The organism is Cupriavidus necator (genome assembly GCF_013141915.1).
GTDB lineage: Bacteria > Pseudomonadota > Gammaproteobacteria > Burkholderiales > Burkholderiaceae > Cupriavidus > Cupriavidus necator_B.
On the sequence record NZ_SROX01000017.1, the window covers coordinates 108,184 to 123,759 of the forward strand.

Annotated in this window: 15 protein-coding genes and 1 tRNA gene; 11 read left to right on the forward strand and 5 right to left on the reverse strand. The window is 69.5% G+C overall.

The genetic code is table 11. The annotated features are described in order from the left end of the window. Positions 1–43: 43 nt before the first annotated feature. The 10 genes from dapC to E5S69_RS25250 all read left to right on the forward strand — a co-directional run bounded on the left by dapC (position 44) and on the right by E5S69_RS25250 (position 9,578). Positions 44–1,243 (forward strand): succinyldiaminopimelate transaminase, encoded by a 1,200-nt coding sequence (gene dapC, locus E5S69_RS25205; RefSeq protein ID WP_171517182.1) that lies wholly within the window; start codon positions 44–46, stop codon positions 1,241–1,243. 99 nt (positions 1,244–1,342) lie between these two features. Beyond that, complete coding sequence (gene dapD, locus E5S69_RS25210; protein WP_171517183.1) at positions 1,343–2,170, forward strand: 2,3,4,5-tetrahydropyridine-2,6-dicarboxylate N-succinyltransferase; 828 nt, start codon at positions 1,343–1,345, stop codon at positions 2,168–2,170. A gap of 91 nt (positions 2,171–2,261) precedes the next feature. Next, positions 2,262–2,645, forward strand: a complete 384-nt coding sequence (locus E5S69_RS25215; RefSeq protein ID WP_171517184.1) for a hypothetical protein — start codon at positions 2,262–2,264, stop codon at positions 2,643–2,645. A gap of 27 nt (positions 2,646–2,672) precedes the next feature. Next, a complete protein-coding gene (locus tag E5S69_RS25220; RefSeq protein ID WP_025584560.1) occupies positions 2,673–3,020 on the forward strand; it encodes an ArsC family reductase in 348 nt (115 codons plus the stop codon). A gap of 20 nt (positions 3,021–3,040) precedes the next feature. Then, entirely contained in the window at positions 3,041–4,192 is a 1,152-nt protein-coding gene (gene dapE, locus E5S69_RS25225) for a succinyl-diaminopimelate desuccinylase (RefSeq protein ID WP_171517185.1), read from the forward strand. 23 nt (positions 4,193–4,215) lie between these two features. Next, positions 4,216–5,109 (forward strand): 50S ribosomal protein L3 N(5)-glutamine methyltransferase, encoded by an 894-nt coding sequence (gene prmB, locus E5S69_RS25230; RefSeq protein ID WP_171517186.1) that lies wholly within the window; start codon positions 4,216–4,218, stop codon positions 5,107–5,109. A 264-nt stretch (positions 5,110–5,373) separates the two neighbouring features. Continuing rightward, entirely contained in the window at positions 5,374–6,645 is a 1,272-nt protein-coding gene (locus E5S69_RS25235; protein WP_171517187.1) for an MFS transporter, read from the forward strand. Between the two features lie 156 nt (positions 6,646–6,801). After that, positions 6,802–7,800, forward strand: a complete 999-nt coding sequence (locus E5S69_RS25240; protein ID WP_171517188.1) for a tripartite tricarboxylate transporter substrate binding protein — start codon at positions 6,802–6,804, stop codon at positions 7,798–7,800. 65 nt (positions 7,801–7,865) lie between these two features. Further along, a complete protein-coding gene (locus E5S69_RS25245) occupies positions 7,866–9,416 on the forward strand; it encodes a class I adenylate-forming enzyme family protein (protein WP_171517189.1) in 1,551 nt (516 codons plus the stop codon). A gap of 85 nt (positions 9,417–9,501) precedes the next feature. Continuing rightward, positions 9,502–9,578, forward strand: a tRNA-Val gene (locus tag E5S69_RS25250). A gap of 63 nt (positions 9,579–9,641) precedes the next feature. On the opposite strand, the gene E5S69_RS25255 is transcribed toward E5S69_RS25250, so the two are convergent. Genes E5S69_RS25255 through E5S69_RS25265 form a run of 3 tightly spaced genes read right to left on the reverse strand, consistent with a single transcriptional unit; the run spans position 9,642 to position 12,845 of the window. After that, positions 9,642–10,799, reverse strand: a complete 1,158-nt coding sequence (locus E5S69_RS25255; protein WP_171517190.1) for a CaiB/BaiF CoA transferase family protein — start codon at positions 10,797–10,799, stop codon at positions 9,642–9,644. A 13-nt stretch (positions 10,800–10,812) separates the two neighbouring features. Then, the gene (locus E5S69_RS25260) at positions 10,813–11,826 is read right to left on the reverse strand and encodes an NADPH:quinone oxidoreductase family protein (RefSeq protein WP_171517191.1); all 1,014 of its coding nucleotides are present in this window, start codon (positions 11,824–11,826) and stop codon (positions 10,813–10,815) included. A gap of 11 nt (positions 11,827–11,837) precedes the next feature. Then, a complete protein-coding gene (locus E5S69_RS25265; RefSeq protein ID WP_171517192.1) occupies positions 11,838–12,845 on the reverse strand; it encodes a tripartite tricarboxylate transporter substrate binding protein in 1,008 nt (335 codons plus the stop codon). 227 nt (positions 12,846–13,072) lie between these two features. Between E5S69_RS25265 and E5S69_RS25270 the strand changes: the two genes are divergently transcribed. After that, positions 13,073–13,972, forward strand: coding sequence for a LysR family transcriptional regulator (locus E5S69_RS25270; protein WP_171517193.1), 900 nt, complete (start codon positions 13,073–13,075; stop codon positions 13,970–13,972). Positions 13,973–13,984: 12 nt separating this feature from the next. Here E5S69_RS25270 and E5S69_RS25275 read toward each other — a convergent pair whose 3' ends face one another. Continuing rightward, on the reverse strand, positions 13,985–14,947 hold the full coding sequence (locus E5S69_RS25275) for a phosphatidate cytidylyltransferase (protein ID WP_171517194.1): 963 nt from the start codon (positions 14,945–14,947) through the stop codon (positions 13,985–13,987). Continuing rightward, on the reverse strand, positions 14,944–15,570 hold the full coding sequence (locus tag E5S69_RS25280) for a lysophospholipid acyltransferase family protein (protein WP_171517195.1): 627 nt from the start codon (positions 15,568–15,570) through the stop codon (positions 14,944–14,946). Before E5S69_RS25280 ends, E5S69_RS25275 begins: the two co-directional genes overlap by 4 nt. Between the last annotated feature and the right edge of the window lie 6 nt (positions 15,571–15,576).

The window sequence follows — 15,576 nt, forward strand, 5'->3', positions numbered from 1 at the left end:
GTTCCTCTATAATGCGTCGTTTTAACCGGCCCCGACTGACACCGTGAATCCGCGCCTCGACCTGCTCCAGCCCTACCCGTTCGAGAAACTGCGGGTGCTCTTTGCGCAAGTAAAGGCGGCCGACAAGCCGGCCATCAGCTTCGGCATCGGCGAACCCAAGCATCCGACGCCTGCCTTCATCAAGCAAGCGCTGGCAGAGTCGCTTGCGGGGCTGGCGAATTATCCCACAACGGCCGGTTCCGAGGCACTGCGGCAGTGCATCGCGAGCTGGCTGGAGCGCCGCTACGGCCTGCCCACGGTCAACGCCGCCACCGAAGTGCTGCCCGTGACCGGCTCGCGCGAGGCGCTCTTCGCCTTTGCCCAGACCGTGGTCGACGGCACCCGGCCGGGCGCGCTGGTGCTGTGCCCCAACCCGTTCTACCAGATCTATGAAGGCGCGGCGCTGCTGGCCGGCGCGACCCCGGTGTTCGCCAACAGCGACCCGGCCCGCAATTTCGCGCCGGCGTTCGACCGCATTGCCGACGCGGTCTGGCAGAAGGTGCAGTTGCTCTTTGTCTGCACGCCCGGCAACCCGACCGGTGCGGTGCTGTCGCTGGAAGACTGGCAGCAGCTGTTTGCGCTGTCCGACCGCTATGGCTTCGTGATCGCCTCGGACGAGTGCTATTCCGAAATCTATTTCGACGAAGGCCGCGCGCCGCTGGGTGCGCTGGAGGCCGCGCACAAGCTCGGCCGCGGCTTTGAGCGGCTGGTGATGTTCTCGAGCCTGTCCAAGCGCTCCAACGTGCCGGGCCTGCGCTCGGGCTTCGTCGCGGGCGACGCCGCGCTGCTCAAGCAGTTCCTGCTCTACCGCACCTACCACGGCGGCGCCATGAACCCGGCGGTGCAGAGCGCCAGCATTGCCGCGTGGAACGACGAGTCGCATGTGCGCGAGAACCGCGCCGCCTATGTGCGCAAGTTCAGCGAAGTCACGCCGATGCTGGCCGAGGTGCTCGACGTGGCGCTGCCCGATGCCGGCTTCTACCTGTGGGCCGACGTTTCCCGCACCGGCCTCTCCGATACGGAATTCGCCGCGCGGCTGCTGGCGGAGCAGAACGTCACCGTGCTGCCCGGCAGCTACCTGGCCCGCGAGGCCGATGGCATCAATCCCGGCGCCAACCGCGTGCGCATGGCGCTGGTGGCTACGCCCGAGGAATGCCTGGAGGGAGCGCGACGGATCGTGGAATTTTGCAAATCGCTGGCCTGAGGCTTTGGCCTTGGCCACTGTTTGCTCCCCTCTCCCGCTAAGGGGAGAGGGAGAACACAATTGGCCGAATATCAACATTCACCACCTGAGAAACCAAACATGACGCAAGCTCTGCAAGCCCTGATCGACCAGGCCTGGGAAGACCGCACCAGCCTGTCGCCGAAGTCCGCCCCCAACGACATCCGCGAGGCCGTCGCCAACGTCATCGGCCAGCTCGATTCGGGCGCCCTGCGCGTGGCCGAGAAGCAAGGCAAGGACTGGATCGTCAACCAGTGGGTCAAGAAGGCCGTGCTGCTGTCGTTCCGCCTGGAAGACAACGCGCCGATGAGCGCCGGCGGCTTTGCCCAGTTCTACGACAAGGTCCCGACCAAGTTCGCCAACTGGAGCGGCGACGACTTCGCCAAGGCCGGCTTCCGCGTGGTGCCGCCCGCCGTGGCGCGCCGTGGTTCGTTCATCGCGAAGAACGCGGTGCTGATGCCGTCGTACGTCAACATCGGCGCCTATGTCGATGAAGGCACCATGGTCGACACCTGGGCCACGGTCGGTTCGTGCGCGCAGATCGGCAAGAACGTCCACCTGTCGGGCGGCGTGGGCATCGGCGGCGTGCTGGAGCCGCTGCAGGCCAACCCCGTGATCATCGAAGACAACTGCTTCATCGGCGCGCGCTCGGAAGTGGTCGAGGGCGTGATCGTCGAAGAAAACTCGGTGATCTCGATGGGCGTGTACCTGGGCCAGTCGACCAAGATCTACGACCGCGAAACCGGCGAGATCCACTATGGCCGCGTGCCGGCCGGCTCGGTGGTGGTGGCGGGCAACCTGCCGTCCAAGGACGGCAAGTACAGCCTGTACTGCGCCGTGATCGTAAAGAAGGTCGACGCCCAGACCCGCGCCAAGACCAGCCTGAACGACCTGCTGCGCGGCGACTGAGCGCGCCTGGCGCAGCCCGCACCGGCTGCGCCGCCCCGGGGCCGGGCCCCGGGGCAGTCTTGCCGCTGCCCCCCGCCTGGCCAGGCTGAACATGCCCTCCCTCCGCAAGCGACTCATGGCCCTGGACCCCACCACCGTCAGCACCGTGCTCTCCCTGCTGCCCACCATTCTCGAGCAGGCCAACAAGACCCTCGAGAAGCTGAAGAAGAACAAGCGCAAGGACGGTACCCCCGAAGGCGCGGTGGCCGACGCGCGCGATCCCGCGGCCCGCATCGCCGAGCTGGAAGCCGTGGTGGTGCAGCAGGCCGAGGCCGTCAAGCTGCTGGCCGAGCAGCACGCCATCACCATCGATGCGCTGCGCAAGGAAGCTGCCCGGCTCGACCGCCGCCTGCGCCTGATGACCGCGGTGGCGATGGGCGGCGTGGCGCTGGGCCTGGGCGGCCTGGTGATCGCGCTGAACCTGCTGTTGCGCTGAATTTCTCGCCTTTCCTCAAGACTTGCCATGACCGTCCTGCTCTACGGCATTCCCAACTGCGACACCGTCAAGAAAGCCCGCACCTGGCTGGATGCCAACGGCGTGGCCTATACCTTCCACGACTTCAAGAAACAGGGCGTGGATGAGGCCATGCTGCGCGGCTGGCTGCGGCACGTGCCGCTGGCCACGCTGCTCAACCGCAAGGGCACCACGTGGCGCGCGCTGTCCGACGCCGACAAGGCCCGCGCCGACGAAGAAGCCGGCGCGATCGCGCTGATGCAGCAGAGCCCGTCGCTGATCAAGCGCCCGGTGCTGGCCCACGATGGCAAGGTGATGGTCGGCTTCTCCGCCGACCAGTACGCCAGCCAGTTCTGATTTCCCCATTCCGCCGTCCGATGAACCCCACCCTCGCCCTCACTGAAGACCTGATCCGCCGCCGCTCCGTCACGCCCGCCGACGAAGGCTGCCAGGCCATCCTGGAAACCCGCCTGAAGGCGCTCGGCTTCGATTGCGAAGCGCTGGTCAGCGGCCCCGACGATTTCCGCGTGACCAACCTGTGGGCGGTGAAGCGCGGCACCCAGGGCAAGGACGGCAAGCTGCTGGTATTCGCCGGCCATACCGACGTGGTGCCGACCGGCCCGCTGGAGCAGTGGCACTCGGACCCGTTCGAGCCGACCCACCGCGACGGCAAGCTGTACGGCCGCGGCGCCGCCGACATGAAGACCTCGATCGCCGGCTTCGTGGTGGCGGTCGAGGAATTCATCAAGGCCCACCCCGCGCACGCCGGCTCGATCGGCTTCCTGATCACCAGCGACGAGGAAGGCCCGGCGCACGACGGCACCATCAAGGTGGTCGAGGCGCTGGCCGCGCGCGGCGAGCGGCTGGACTACTGCGTGATCGGCGAGCCCACCTCGGTCAACGCGCTCGGCGACATGGTCAAGAACGGCCGCCGCGGCTCGCTGTCGGGCAAGCTCACGGTGAAGGGCATCCAGTGCCATATCGCCTACCCCCACCTGGGCCGCAACCCGATCCATGACGCCGCCCCGGCGCTGGCCGCACTGGCCGCCGAAGTGTGGGACGAAGGCAACGAGTACTTTCCGCCGACCAGCTGGCAGATGTCGAACATCCACGGCGGCACCGGCGCCACCAACGTGATCCCGGGCCATGTCACCATCGACTTCAACTTCCGCTTCTCGACGGCCAGCACGCCCGAAGAGCTGAAGGCGCGCGTGCATGCGATCCTGGACCGCCACAGCCTCGAATACACGCTCGACTGGACGCTTGGCGGCGAGCCCTTCCTGACCCCGCGCGGCGACTTGTCCGAGGCACTGTCGTCGGCGATCAAGGCCGAGACCGGCTTCGACACCGAGCTGTCGACCACCGGCGGCACCTCCGACGGCCGCTTCATCGCCAGGATCTGCCCGCAGGTGATCGAGTTCGGCCCGCCCAACGCCAGCATCCACAAGATCGACGAGCACGTCGAAGTGCGCTTTATCGAGCCGCTGAAGAACGTTTACCGCGGCGTGCTCGAACGCCTGATCGCCTGATTATTTCCGAAAGAACACCCTCCATGGCAACGCCCTCTCCCCTGCGCACCGTGCGCGACCTGCTGCGCCTGGCCGTGTCGCGCTTTACCGCCGCGCGCCTGTCCTTCGGCCACGGCAGCGCCAACGCCTATGACGAGGCGGCCTACCTGGTGCTGCATACGCTGAACCTGCCGCTCGATACGCTCGACCCCTTCCTTGATGCGCGCCTGCTGCCCGACGAAGTCGAAGCGGTGCTGAAGGTCATCGACCGCCGCGTCAACGAGCGCGTGCCGGCCGCCTACATCACGCACGAAGCCTACATGCACGGCCTGCGCTTCTACGTCGACTCGCGCGTGATCGTGCCGCGCAGCTTTATCGGCGAACTGCTGCAGGAAGGGCTGGAGCCGTGGGTCGGCGAGACCGACAGCATCGGCCCGGTGCTGGAGCTGTGCACCGGCTCCGGCTGCCTGCCGATCGTGGTGGCGCACGTCTGGCCGCATGCGAAGATCGACGCCGTCGACATCTCGCCCGACGCGCTCGCCGTGGCCCGCCGCAATGTGGCCGACTACAAGCTGGACGACCGCATCCGGCTCTATGAAGGCGACCTGTACGCGCCGTTGCCGCACGGCGCCACCTACGACGTGATCCTGACCAACCCGCCCTACGTCAATGAAGGCTCGATGCAGGCGCTGCCGCCGGAATACCTGGCCGAGCCGCGCATCGCCCTGGCCGGCGGCGACGACGGCATGGATGTGGTGCGGCGGATCATCGCCGGCGCCAAGGCGCGGCTGAATCCGGGCGGCGTGCTGGTGGTGGAGATCGGCAACGAGCATGCCAACGTGGAGGCCGCCTTCCCGGAGCTGGAGATCGTGTGGCTGCCGGTCAGCGCGGGCGATGAGCAGGTGTTTTTGCTGACGTACGACGCGCTGCCCGGGTGATGCGGTAAATCCCGCGACGGCTTGCTCCCCTCTCCCGCTTGCGGGAGAGGGGCTGGGGGAGAGGGCAGGCGCCAGGCATACCACTGGCCTGCGCTTCGTGGATATTCCCGCCCTCTCCCCAACCCTCTCCCGCAAGCGGGCGAGGGAGCACCCCATCAGCGCGGATACGCTAAGCCCGCGCAATCTGGGCGAACACCGGCCAACCGTTGATCCGGCAACGCGCGCAGGCCCTACACTCGCTGCAGAGATAGCGCCACTGACGCCGTGACCCCCAGCAATATCCCCCCTTCCGGATCGCCTCCCGGCGCCAGCGCCCTGCCCGCGCGCGCCCCGGCGACGTATGCCGTGCGCGGCATCGCCATCCTGACCTTCGCGTTCGCGCTCAGCCAGTTCTTCCGCTCGTGCCTGGCGGTGATGGCACCCGAGTTGCAGCACGATTTCGGCTTGTCGCCGGCGGGCTTCGGCGCGCTGTCCTCTTCGTTCTTCCTGGCCTTCGCCGTGGCGCAGATCCCGGTGGGCATCGCCTTCGACCGCTATGGCGTAGGCCGGCCGACCGCGCTGCTGCTGGCGGTGGGCGCGCTGTCGTCGATCGTATTCGTGCTGGCGCCCAACGGCACCGCCGCCACGCTGGCGCAGGTCGGCCTGGGGCTGGCGTGCGCGCCGGTGTTCATGGGCCTGCTGCATTTCGCCTCGGAGCAGCTGTCCGAACGCGACTACACGCGCGTGGTCAGCCGCTCCAACGCCACCGGCATGATTGGCTCGCTGTGCGCGACCGCGCCGCTGGGCTGGGCCATCTCGCTGGTCGGCTGGCGCCCGTCGATGGCGGTGTCGGCGCTCGGCATGGTCGCGGCCTGCTATGGCGTGTGGCGCTGCGTGCGCGACCAGGGCCATGCCGAGGCCCGCAGCGCGTCGTGGCCGGCGATGCTGTCGGAAAGCCTGCAACTGCTGAAGCTGGCGCCGCTGTGGACGCTGATCCCGGTATGCGTGGCGATGGCCGCCGGCACTGCGTTCCGCAATGCCTGGAGCGGCCCCTACCTGGCCGACGTGTTCAGCCTGGGCTCGGCGCCGCGCGGCGTGGCGCTGACGCTGCTGAGCCTGGCCGGCTTCCTGACCGCCTTCCTGCTGCCGGTGCTGGTGCGGCGCGGCACGCTCAAGACCACCATCATCGGCTGGTCGTGCCTTGCCATGGCCGGGGCGATCCTCCTGGCGCTGTGGCCCGACCACGGCATCGGCTATGGCGTGGCGATGATGGCGCTGCTGTCGACCATCGGCATGCTGCATCCGCTGGTGATGGCACAGGGCCGCGGCCTGATCCCGCCGGCGCAGCGCGGGCGCGGGCTGGGACTGCTCAATACCTTCGTGTTCCTGGGCTCGGCGCTGACCTCGTGGGCCTTCGGCCTGATCGCCAATGCCGGCCATGTGCGCGGCTGGCCGCTGCCGTCCACCTATGCGGCCATCTTCGTGTCGGCGGCGGTGCTGATCGCGGCCGCGCTGGTGCCCTACTGCTTCAGCCCGCCGCATCCCACCCGCCATTAGCCGCACTCGCTTTGCCTGCAAAAAGCCAGACTTATCGATTTAAGAATTCCGCTGGCGGGCTGACGCGTTTACCGTTTGTGACACCAACGTCCCAGCCGGATCCGGCGCCAAGGGACAACGGCTGCGCCAGCGGCCGGCAAACGAGGAGACCGCCTGATGCCATCCCCATCCCGCCCCGAGCGGGGCCGCCGCGCATGGCTTGCCGCCATGCTGGCCACGACGGCCGCCATCGCCCTGCCGGGCACCGCTCACGCCGAAACCTGGCCGGCGCGCCCGATCCAGCTGCTGATCCCCTACCCACCGGGCGGCAGCGCCGACCTGCTGGCGCGCCCGGTTGCCGCGAAGCTGCAAGAGCGCCTGGGCCAGCCCGTGGTGCTGGACTACCGGCCGGGCGCCGGCGGCACCATCGCCAGCCAGGCACTGGCGCGGGCCAAGCCCGACGGCTACACGCTGATCATGGTACTCGCCGCCCATGCCATCAATGCCAGCCTCTACCCCAAGCTGCCCTATGACACGCGCAAAGACTTCGCCCCGGTATCGCTGGTGGCCAACCTGCCGATGATCCTGGCCGGCAGCCCGTCGCTGCAGGCCACCAACGTGAAGGAGCTGATCGCCGAGGCCAAGGCCGCGCCGGGCAAGCTGACCTTTGCCTCGGCGGGCAACGGCAATACCGGCCACCTGGCGGGCGAGTTGTTCGATTCCGTGGCGGGCATCAAGATGACCCATGTGCCGTACAAGGGCAGCGCGCAGGTCGTCACGGCGATGCTGTCGGGCGAGGTCCAGCTGACCTTCGACAGCATCTCCACCACGCTGCCCCACGTAAAAAGCGGCAAGCTGCGCGCACTGGCCGTGACCGGCAGCCAGCGCGCCGCGGTCGCGCCCGAAGTGCCGACGCTGGCCGAGGCCGGCGTGCCGGGCATCAGCATCACCGGCTGGTATGCGATGCTGGCACCGGCCGGCACGCCGCAGCCCGTGATCGACCGGCTCAGCACCGAGATTGCCACCGTGCTGCGCCAGCTCGAGCTGAAGGCGACGCTGGCCGCCAGCGGCTATGAACCGGTGGGCTCGACCCCCGCCGCGCTGCGCACCCATATCGACGCCGAGATCAACCGCTGGAGCAAGGTGGTGAAGGACTCCGGCGCACAGATCCAGTAAGGCCTGCTGCCCTACCACCGCTGCCCCGGGTGCCGCAGGACGGCACCCGCATTCCCTTGCCGAACATGACCCAACCGACTCCGCTCCAACGCCCCTTCACCACCATGTCCGTGCTGGTGCGCGAACACGCCGCGCAGCGCCCCGCGCAGCGCGCGCTGATGCATGGCGAGCGCGTGCTCGACTATGCCGGACTCGACGCCGCCATGGACCGCATTGCCGCGGCGCTGGCGCGCGACGGGGTGCGGCCCGGCGAAGCCATCGCCATCTGCGCGGCCTCGTCGATCGAATACGCCGCGGTGTACCTGGGCGCGGTGCGCGCCGGCGTGGTGGTCGCGCCGCTGGCGCCGTCGTCCACGCCGGACAGCCTGGCCGGCATGATCGCCGACGCCGGCGCGCGCATCCTGTTCAGCGACGCCAGCGTGGCGGACATGCTCGCGCCGGTGCGGGACAGGCTGGCCAGCACGCCGGTGGTCACGCTCGACGGCAGCGAGGCGGGCCGGCCGTACGAGGACTGGCTGGCGCCCCCCGGCATGCCGGGGGCGGAAGCCGAAATCCGCCCGGAGATGCCGCTCAACATCATCTATTCGTCGGGCACCACCGGCACGCCCAAGGGCATCGTGCAGTCGCACGCGATGCGCTGGGCGCATGTGTCGCGCGGCGCCGCCACCGGCTATGGGACCGAGGCCGTCACGCTGCTGTCCACGCCGCTGTATTCCAACACCACGCTGGCCAGCTTCTTCCCCACCATCGGCCTGGGCGGCACCGCCATCCTGATGGCGAAGTTCGATGCGGGCCAGTACCTGGCGCTGGCGCAGCGGCATCGCGTCACGCATACCATGCTGGTGCCGGTGCAGTACCAGCGCCTGCTGGCGCATCCGGAATTCGATCGCCACGACCTGTCGTCGTTCCGGCACAAGTTCTGCACCAGCGCGCCGTGCAGCCCGGCCCTGAAGGCCGAGGTGCTGCGGCGCTGGCCCGGCGCGCTGACCGAGCTGTACGGCATGACCGAAGGCGGCGGCGGCTGCCTGCTGTTCGCCGACCAGTTCCCCGACAAGCTGCATACCGTGGGGCGACCCGCCACCGGCGCCGACGTGCGCATCATCGACGAAGCCGGCCGCGAGCTGCCGCCGGGCAGCACCGGCGAAGTGGTGGGCCGCTCGGCGGCGATGATGAACGGCTACCACAACCAGCCCGAAAAGACCGCCGAGACCGAATGGCATGACGCGCAGGGCCAGCGCTTTATCCGCACCGGCGATATCGGCCGCTTCGACGAAGACGGCTTCCTGGTGCTGCTGGACCGCAAGAAGGACATGATCATCTCGGGCGGCTTCAACCTCTACCCGAGCGACCTGGAGGCGGTGGTACGCGAGCACCCGGCGGTGGCCGAAGTGTCGGTGGTGGGGGTGCCGTCGGAGCGCTGGGGCGAGACCCCGGTGGCCTTTGTCGCGCTGCGCGCCGACAGCGGCGCCAGTGCGCAGGAGGTGCTGGCGTGGGCCAACGAACGCCTGGGCAAGACCCAGCGGCTGGCGGCGATCCACCAGGTGGAGAGCCTGCCGCGCAGCGCCATCGGCAAGGTGCTCAAGCGCGAACTGCGCGACCGCATCAGCGCGGCCTGACGCGCTGTGCCAGGCGCCCACGCAAGAAAACGCGCGGGGGTGCTTGCGCAATCGTAAAGGCCTCTCTATAATTCGCGCCTTCGCTAGGCTCGTAGCTCAGCTGGTTAGAGCACCACCTTGACATGGTGGGGGTCGTTGGTTCGAGTCCAATCGAGCCTACCAACGCACAACGGAACACGGACGGTACGCATCGCGCACCGTCCGTTTTTCTTTTCCGGGACCGCTTCAGGCGTCGATGCCGAACTCCGCCAGCACCGCCGCGGTATGCTGGCCCAGCACCGGCGCACTGCCGGCCGGCCGTTCCCTGCCCGCCATGCCCGGCAGGTTGGCCCATGGCACCTCGCCGATGCCCGCCAGCGGCAGCCGCCCGAACACCCCCGCCTGCGCGCACTGCGCGCTGTCCAGCAAATCGCGCGCATGGCCGACGCGCGCGAACAGCACATCGTGCTCGGTCAGCAGCGCCTCCCAGTGCGCCAGCGGCTGCGCAGCCAGTGCATGCGCGACGCGCCCGCTCAGTTCCGCCGCGCGCGGCAGCCGGCCGGCGCTGCGGTGCAGCGTGGTATCGGCAAGCCAGTCGTCGCAACCCAGCAGCCTGGCCAGCCGCATGAACATCGCGTCATTGAGCATGCTGAGGTAGAGCGCGCCATCGGCTGCCTGGAACAGGCCGGTCGGCGCGTTGGCCGCCGCCAGCTCGGCGTCGGGGAACATGGCGTCATCCACCATCAGGTAGGACTGCAGCGCGGCACTGGTCTCGAGCAGCGACAGCCGCACATGGCGGCCGCGGCCGCTGCGCGCGGCCTTGTACAACGCCGCAGCCGCATGCTGCGACGCATACAGCCCGGTGGCCAGGTCGATCAGGAAAAAGGCAATGCGGCGCGGCTGGCCCGCGGCATCGCGGTTCAGGTGCATCAGACCGCTGTAGGCCTGCATGGTGGTGTCCACCGCCGGCCGGTTCGCCAGCGGCCCCGCATGGCCGTAGCCCGAGATCGAGACATAGACCAGCGCCGGGTTGTGCGCGGCCAGGGCCTCGTAGCCCACCCCCATGCGCTCGGCCACGCCAGGGCGGAAATTCTGGATCACCACGTCGGCGCGCTGCGCCAGCCGGCCGATGGCGGCGCGGCCCTCGGCGCTGCGCGCATCCAGCACCACGCTCTCCTTGCCGGCGTTGCAGGCCACCGCGATCGCGGTCTGGCCGGCGCGGATGCGCCCCATCTGGCGCGACCAGTCGCCCTCCGGCGGCTCCACCTTGATCACGCGCGCGCCCTGCTGGCGCAGGATCAGCCCGCAGTACGGGCCGGCGATGCCCTGGCTCAGGTCGAGCACGGTCAGGCCATCGAACATGGCATCGTCGATGGCGTCCATCGCCGCGAGTGCATCGTGCATGGGTTGGCTCCGTTCAGATATCCAGCATGACCTTGCCGATGGCGCGGCGCGACATCGTGGTGTCGACCGCGTTCAGCCAGTCGCTCAAGGCAAAGTGCTGCAGCACCGGCGGCGCCAGCCTGCCGCTGGCCGCGGCCTGCATGATCTCGCCCACCATGGCCTGCACGCGCGGCGCAAAGCGGCGGCGCTCATCGGTGAGGCCCCAGCCGATGTAATAGCCGTAGTTGAAACCGATCAGCGCCAGGTTCTTCACCAGCAGCAGGTTGGCCGGCACCGAGGGGATGCGGCCGCTGGCATAGCCGATCGACAGCAGCCGCGCGCCCGGCGCCGCGCAGCGCAGCGAGGCGTCGAACAGGTCGCCGCCGACCGGGTCGAACACCACGTCGGCGCCGCCGGCCGGGCACAGCGCCTTGACCGCGGCGGCCAGCGTGTCAGGATCCGGCTCCAGCGCGTGCGCGGCGCCATTGCGCAGCGCCGCCTCGCGCTTGGCCGCGGTGCTGGCGGTGGCGATCACGCGCGCGCCCATGAGCCGGCCGACCTGCACCGCCGCCGTGCCCAGCGCGCCGCTGGCGCCATGGACCAGCATGGTGTCGCCGGGCTGCAGCGCCGCGCGCCACGCCAGCGCGGCCCACACCGTGCCATAGGTGATCGGCAGCGCCGCGGCGTGCGCCAGCGGCAGTCCGTCGGGGACGGGATAGACGGTCTCGGCGGTCGCCACCGCTTCCTCGGCGATGCCGCCCCAGTCCAGCGCCGCGGCCACGCGCTGGCCCGGGCGCAGTTGCGTGACGTCGGGCGCCACTTCGATGATCTCGCCCGCGGCCTCGGTGCCCGGGGTGAATGGCAGCGGCGGCTTGCGCTGGTACTTGCCGGACACGAACAGGCTCAGCGCGAAGCCCACGCCGGCGTGCCGCACGCGGATGCGCACCTGGCCCGGCGCCAGCGGCCGGCGCGCGATCCGTTGCAGCGCCAGCTCGCTCCAGTGGCACCAGCGCGAGCAGACCAGCCCCAGGTACTCGTCGGCTTGCATCGGCATCCCCGTCATTCGAGCGTGATGCCGACATCGCGGATGATGCGGCTCCATTTGTCGCGGTCGTTCTTCATCACCGTGGCGAAGGCCTCCGGCGTGCCGCCGACCGGCACCAGGTTCAGGTCCTGCATTTTCTTCGCGATCTCGGGCAGGCGCACGATGCGCGCCACCTCGCGCGACAGCGCTTCGACCCGCGCGCGGGGCACGCCGGCCGGGAACAGCAGCCCCATCCACGCATCCGGCTCGAACCCCTGGTAGCCGGCTTCGCGGAAGGTCGGCACCCGGGGCAGCAAGGCCGAGCGCTCGGCGCCGGCAATCGCCACCGGCACCAGCTTGCCGCCCTGCAGCAGCGGCATCGCCGTGCCCACGGCAATAAAGCCGAGCTTCACATGGCCGGCCGCCAGGTCAGTGGCCAGCGGCGCGCCGCCCTTGTAGGCCACGTGCTCCATCTGCAGGCCGGCCTCGCGCTTGAGCAGTTCGCCCAGGATATGCCCGGTGGTGCCGGCACCGTAGGAGCCGTAGGGATACTTGCCGGGGTTGGCCTTGAGCAGCGCCACCACCTCCGGCAGCGTGCGCGCGGGGAAGTCGGGCGACACTGCCAGGATGGTCGACGAGATCGCCACCTCGCTGACCGGCGTGAAATCCGCGATCGGGTCATAGCCGATGCCGCGGTACAGCGACGGGTTCTGCACGTGCGCGGTGAAGGTCAGCAGCGCGGTGTATCCATCCCTGGCTGCCCTGGCGACGTACTTGGTGCCGGTGGTGGTGCCGGCGCCAGGCTTGTTGTCGACGATCACTGGCTGGCCCCAGCTCCTGGTCAGCTCCTGGCCGATCAGCCGCGCCACGGCGTCGTTGACGTTGCCCGCCACCGACGGCACCACGATGGTCAGCGGCCGCGACGGATAGGGTTCGCCAGAGGCGGGATCGGCGGCCACGGCGGCGGCCGGCATGACGGTGGGAATGGCAGCCAGCAACATGGCGGCCATGGCTGCGCGCAGCCCTGGCAAACGGTATGGCATCGCTTTGTCTCCTATCCTGGGTCCCTTCTGTAGTGCCCGCCGCAGGTTCCACTGCCGTGCGTTGCGCGAGGGATGCCACGCAGTCTAGGCCAGCGTCCGCGCCGGCGCGATTCCCGCGCGGCGCGAACCGAGTCCTGCCGGGCATGGCGCCGCGCCAAGACCCGCGTGCCCGGCGCGCGCGGTGCGCGGCGCTACAATGGCCTGCACCACCCAGCGCCGCCACGCCCATGCGATTCGAGGATCTAGAAGCCTTCCTGGTCGTGATCGACCAGGGCAACCTGCACCGCGCCGCCGAAACCCTGGGCATGACCCAGTCCGGCCTGTCCAAGACGCTGGCGCGGCTGGAAGGCGAAGCCGGCATGCCCTTGTTCGAGCGCACCCCGCGCGGGCTGGTGCCGACCGGCGCGGGCCGCACCCTGGCGGCGCATGCGCGCCGCATCTCGCTGGCCGCCGGCGACCTGCGCAACGAGCTGGCCGAACAGCGCGCCGCGCGCGCGGGCACGGTGCGCCTGGGCGCCATCCCGTACCTGCTGCCGTCGCTGCTGTCGCCGCTGCTGGCGCGCTTTTTCCTGAGCCGCCCGCTGGCCACGTTCTCGATCGAGACCCATTTGAGCGCGCGCCTGATGGCGATGCTGCAGAACGGCGAAGCCGACCTGATCCTGGGCGCGCGTCCCGCCAGCCTGCCGGCGGACATTGCCTGGCTGCCGCTCGGGCCGCTCAGCATGCAGATCGTGTGCCGCAGTGCCCACCCGCGCCGCGACGGTTTTCGGACGCTGGCGGACCTCGCAGGCGAACGCTGGGTGGTGCCGGCCAGTTCGCTGTACCTGCGCCAGTGGCTGGAAGAACGGTTTACCGCGGTCGGGCTGCCGCCGCCGCGCGTGGCGGTGGAAAGCACGGCGTCTCCGGTCGCCTTCGGCGAGTTGCTGCGGCACTCGGACCTGCTCGGCATCATGCCGCCGCGCATGCTGCGCCAGGCCGAAGGCCAGGGACTGGCCGCGATCGAAGCCCCGGGCATGTCGTGGCAGCACGAACTGGCCGTGCTGTGGCGCGCGGACGGCTACCTGTCGCCGATCTGCCAGGACTTCCGCGATGCGGTGGTGGCGTGGTGCGAAGAGATGGCGTTGTGAGCCCTGGGCGTCTCAGGGCACCCACCAGTAGCGCGTGACATGGAAGAACACCGGCGCGGCGAACACCACCGAGTCAAGCCGGTCGAGCATGCCGCCGTGGCCCTGGATCATGTGGCCCCAGTCCTTGATGCCGCGGTCGCGCTTGATCGCCGACATCACCAGCCCGCCAAGGAAGCCCATCAGCGCGATCACCAGCGCGATCGCGCCGGCCTGCCATGGCGAGAACGGCGTGATCCACCACAGCGCCGCGCCCAGCGCGGTGGCGCTGGCGACGCCGCCGACAAAACCCTCGACGGTTTTCGACGGCGACAGCAGCGGCGCGATCTTGCGCTTGCCGCACAGCTTGCCCCACACGTACTGCAGCACGTCGCTGCCCTGCACCACGATCACCAGGAACGCGATCAGCAGCAGGTTGCGCCCGTCGAAGCCCGGGATCGGCAGCGTCAGCAGCGCCGGCACGTGCGAGATGCAGAACACGCACACCATCACCGCCCACTGCACCCCGGCGCAACGCTCGAGGAAGCGCGTGGTCTCGGCCGACAGCGCCGCCAGGATCGGCAGGATCAGGAAGGCGTAGACCGGGATCAGGATCGAGAACATGCCGTACCAGCCGATATAGACCAGCACGTACTGCAGCGGCAGGAACACGAAGAACGCGGCGACGATGGCGCGATGGTCGCCGCGTCGCGTGGTGGTGATGGTGACGAACTCGCGCAGCGCGAAGAACGACAGCAGGTAGAACAGCACGATCACCGCGGTGCGCCCCAGCGCGAAGGCGGCGCCCATGATGCCGATCATCCACCACCAGGCCCACACGCGCTGCCCCAGGTTGTCGATTACCGCGTGCCGGCCGCCGCCCGCCACGCGCCAGCGTAGCAGCGCGGTCACGGTCGAGGCCAGCAGCAGCACGCCGAACAGGCCGCCAAACAGCAGCCAGGTCTCGCGGCTCCAATGCAGGGTGGGCATGGCGTTCATTCCAGTTCCGGGGCAAGCGCGAGCAGGCCGTCGCGGCAGCGCGCAAGGAACGCTTCCTTGCTGTCGTCGTCTGCCAGCCGCAGGGGCTGGCCGAAGGTCACAGTGCACAGCAGCGGCACCGGCACCACTTCGCCCTTGGGCATCACGCGGTTCAGGTTGTCGATCCACACTGGCACGAATTCGACCTGCGGGCAGGCCCGCGCCAGATGGTAGATGCCGCTCTTGAGCGGCAGCAGGCGCGCGTCGGTGGTGTTGCGCGTGCCTTCGGGAAACAGGATCAGCGAGTCGCCCGCCGCCAGGCCGGCCCGCATCAGCGCGATCGGGTCGCTGCCCGGGTCGCTGCGGGTGCGGTCGATCAACAGCGCGCGGAACACGTCGCGGCCGATAAAGCGCCGCAGCGGCGATGTCTCCCAGTAATCGGCGCCGGCCACCGGCCGCGTGACCGTGCGCAGGTCGGGCGGCAGGCAGCCCCAGATCAACACGAAATCGCCATGGCTGCTGTGGTTGGCAAAGTAGACGCGCTGCACCGCGGCCGGGATGCAGCCCTGCCAGTTGGCGCGCATGCCGGTCAGCAGCCGGGCGAAGACGATAATCGCGCGTGCGGTGGCACGGGCAAGCCACATGGTTGT

Coding starts and splice junctions, on each gene's coding strand:
- dapD (WP_171517183.1), top strand. CDS start 1,343: ATGACGCAAGCTCTGCAAGCCCTGATCGACCAGGCCTGGGAAGACCGC.
- E5S69_RS25215 (WP_171517184.1), top strand. CDS start 2,262: ATGCCCTCCCTCCGCAAGCGACTCATGGCCCTGGACCCCACCACCGTC.
- E5S69_RS25220 (WP_025584560.1), top strand. CDS start 2,673: ATGACCGTCCTGCTCTACGGCATTCCCAACTGCGACACCGTCAAGAAA.
- dapE (WP_171517185.1), top strand. CDS start 3,041: ATGAACCCCACCCTCGCCCTCACTGAAGACCTGATCCGCCGCCGCTCC.
- prmB (WP_171517186.1), top strand. CDS start 4,216: ATGGCAACGCCCTCTCCCCTGCGCACCGTGCGCGACCTGCTGCGCCTG.
- E5S69_RS25240 (WP_171517188.1), top strand. CDS start 6,802: ATGCCATCCCCATCCCGCCCCGAGCGGGGCCGCCGCGCATGGCTTGCC.
- E5S69_RS25245 (WP_171517189.1), top strand. CDS start 7,866: ATGACCCAACCGACTCCGCTCCAACGCCCCTTCACCACCATGTCCGTG.
- E5S69_RS25255 (WP_171517190.1), bottom strand. CDS start 10,799: ATGCACGATGCACTCGCGGCGATGGACGCCATCGACGATGCCATGTTC.
- E5S69_RS25260 (WP_171517191.1), bottom strand. CDS start 11,826: ATGCAAGCCGACGAGTACCTGGGGCTGGTCTGCTCGCGCTGGTGCCAC.
- E5S69_RS25265 (WP_171517192.1), bottom strand. CDS start 12,845: ATGCCATACCGTTTGCCAGGGCTGCGCGCAGCCATGGCCGCCATGTTG.
- E5S69_RS25270 (WP_171517193.1), top strand. CDS start 13,073: ATGCGATTCGAGGATCTAGAAGCCTTCCTGGTCGTGATCGACCAGGGC.
- E5S69_RS25275 (WP_171517194.1), bottom strand. CDS start 14,947: ATGAACGCCATGCCCACCCTGCATTGGAGCCGCGAGACCTGGCTGCTG.
- E5S69_RS25280 (WP_171517195.1), bottom strand. CDS start 15,570: ATGTGGCTTGCCCGTGCCACCGCACGCGCGATTATCGTCTTCGCCCGG.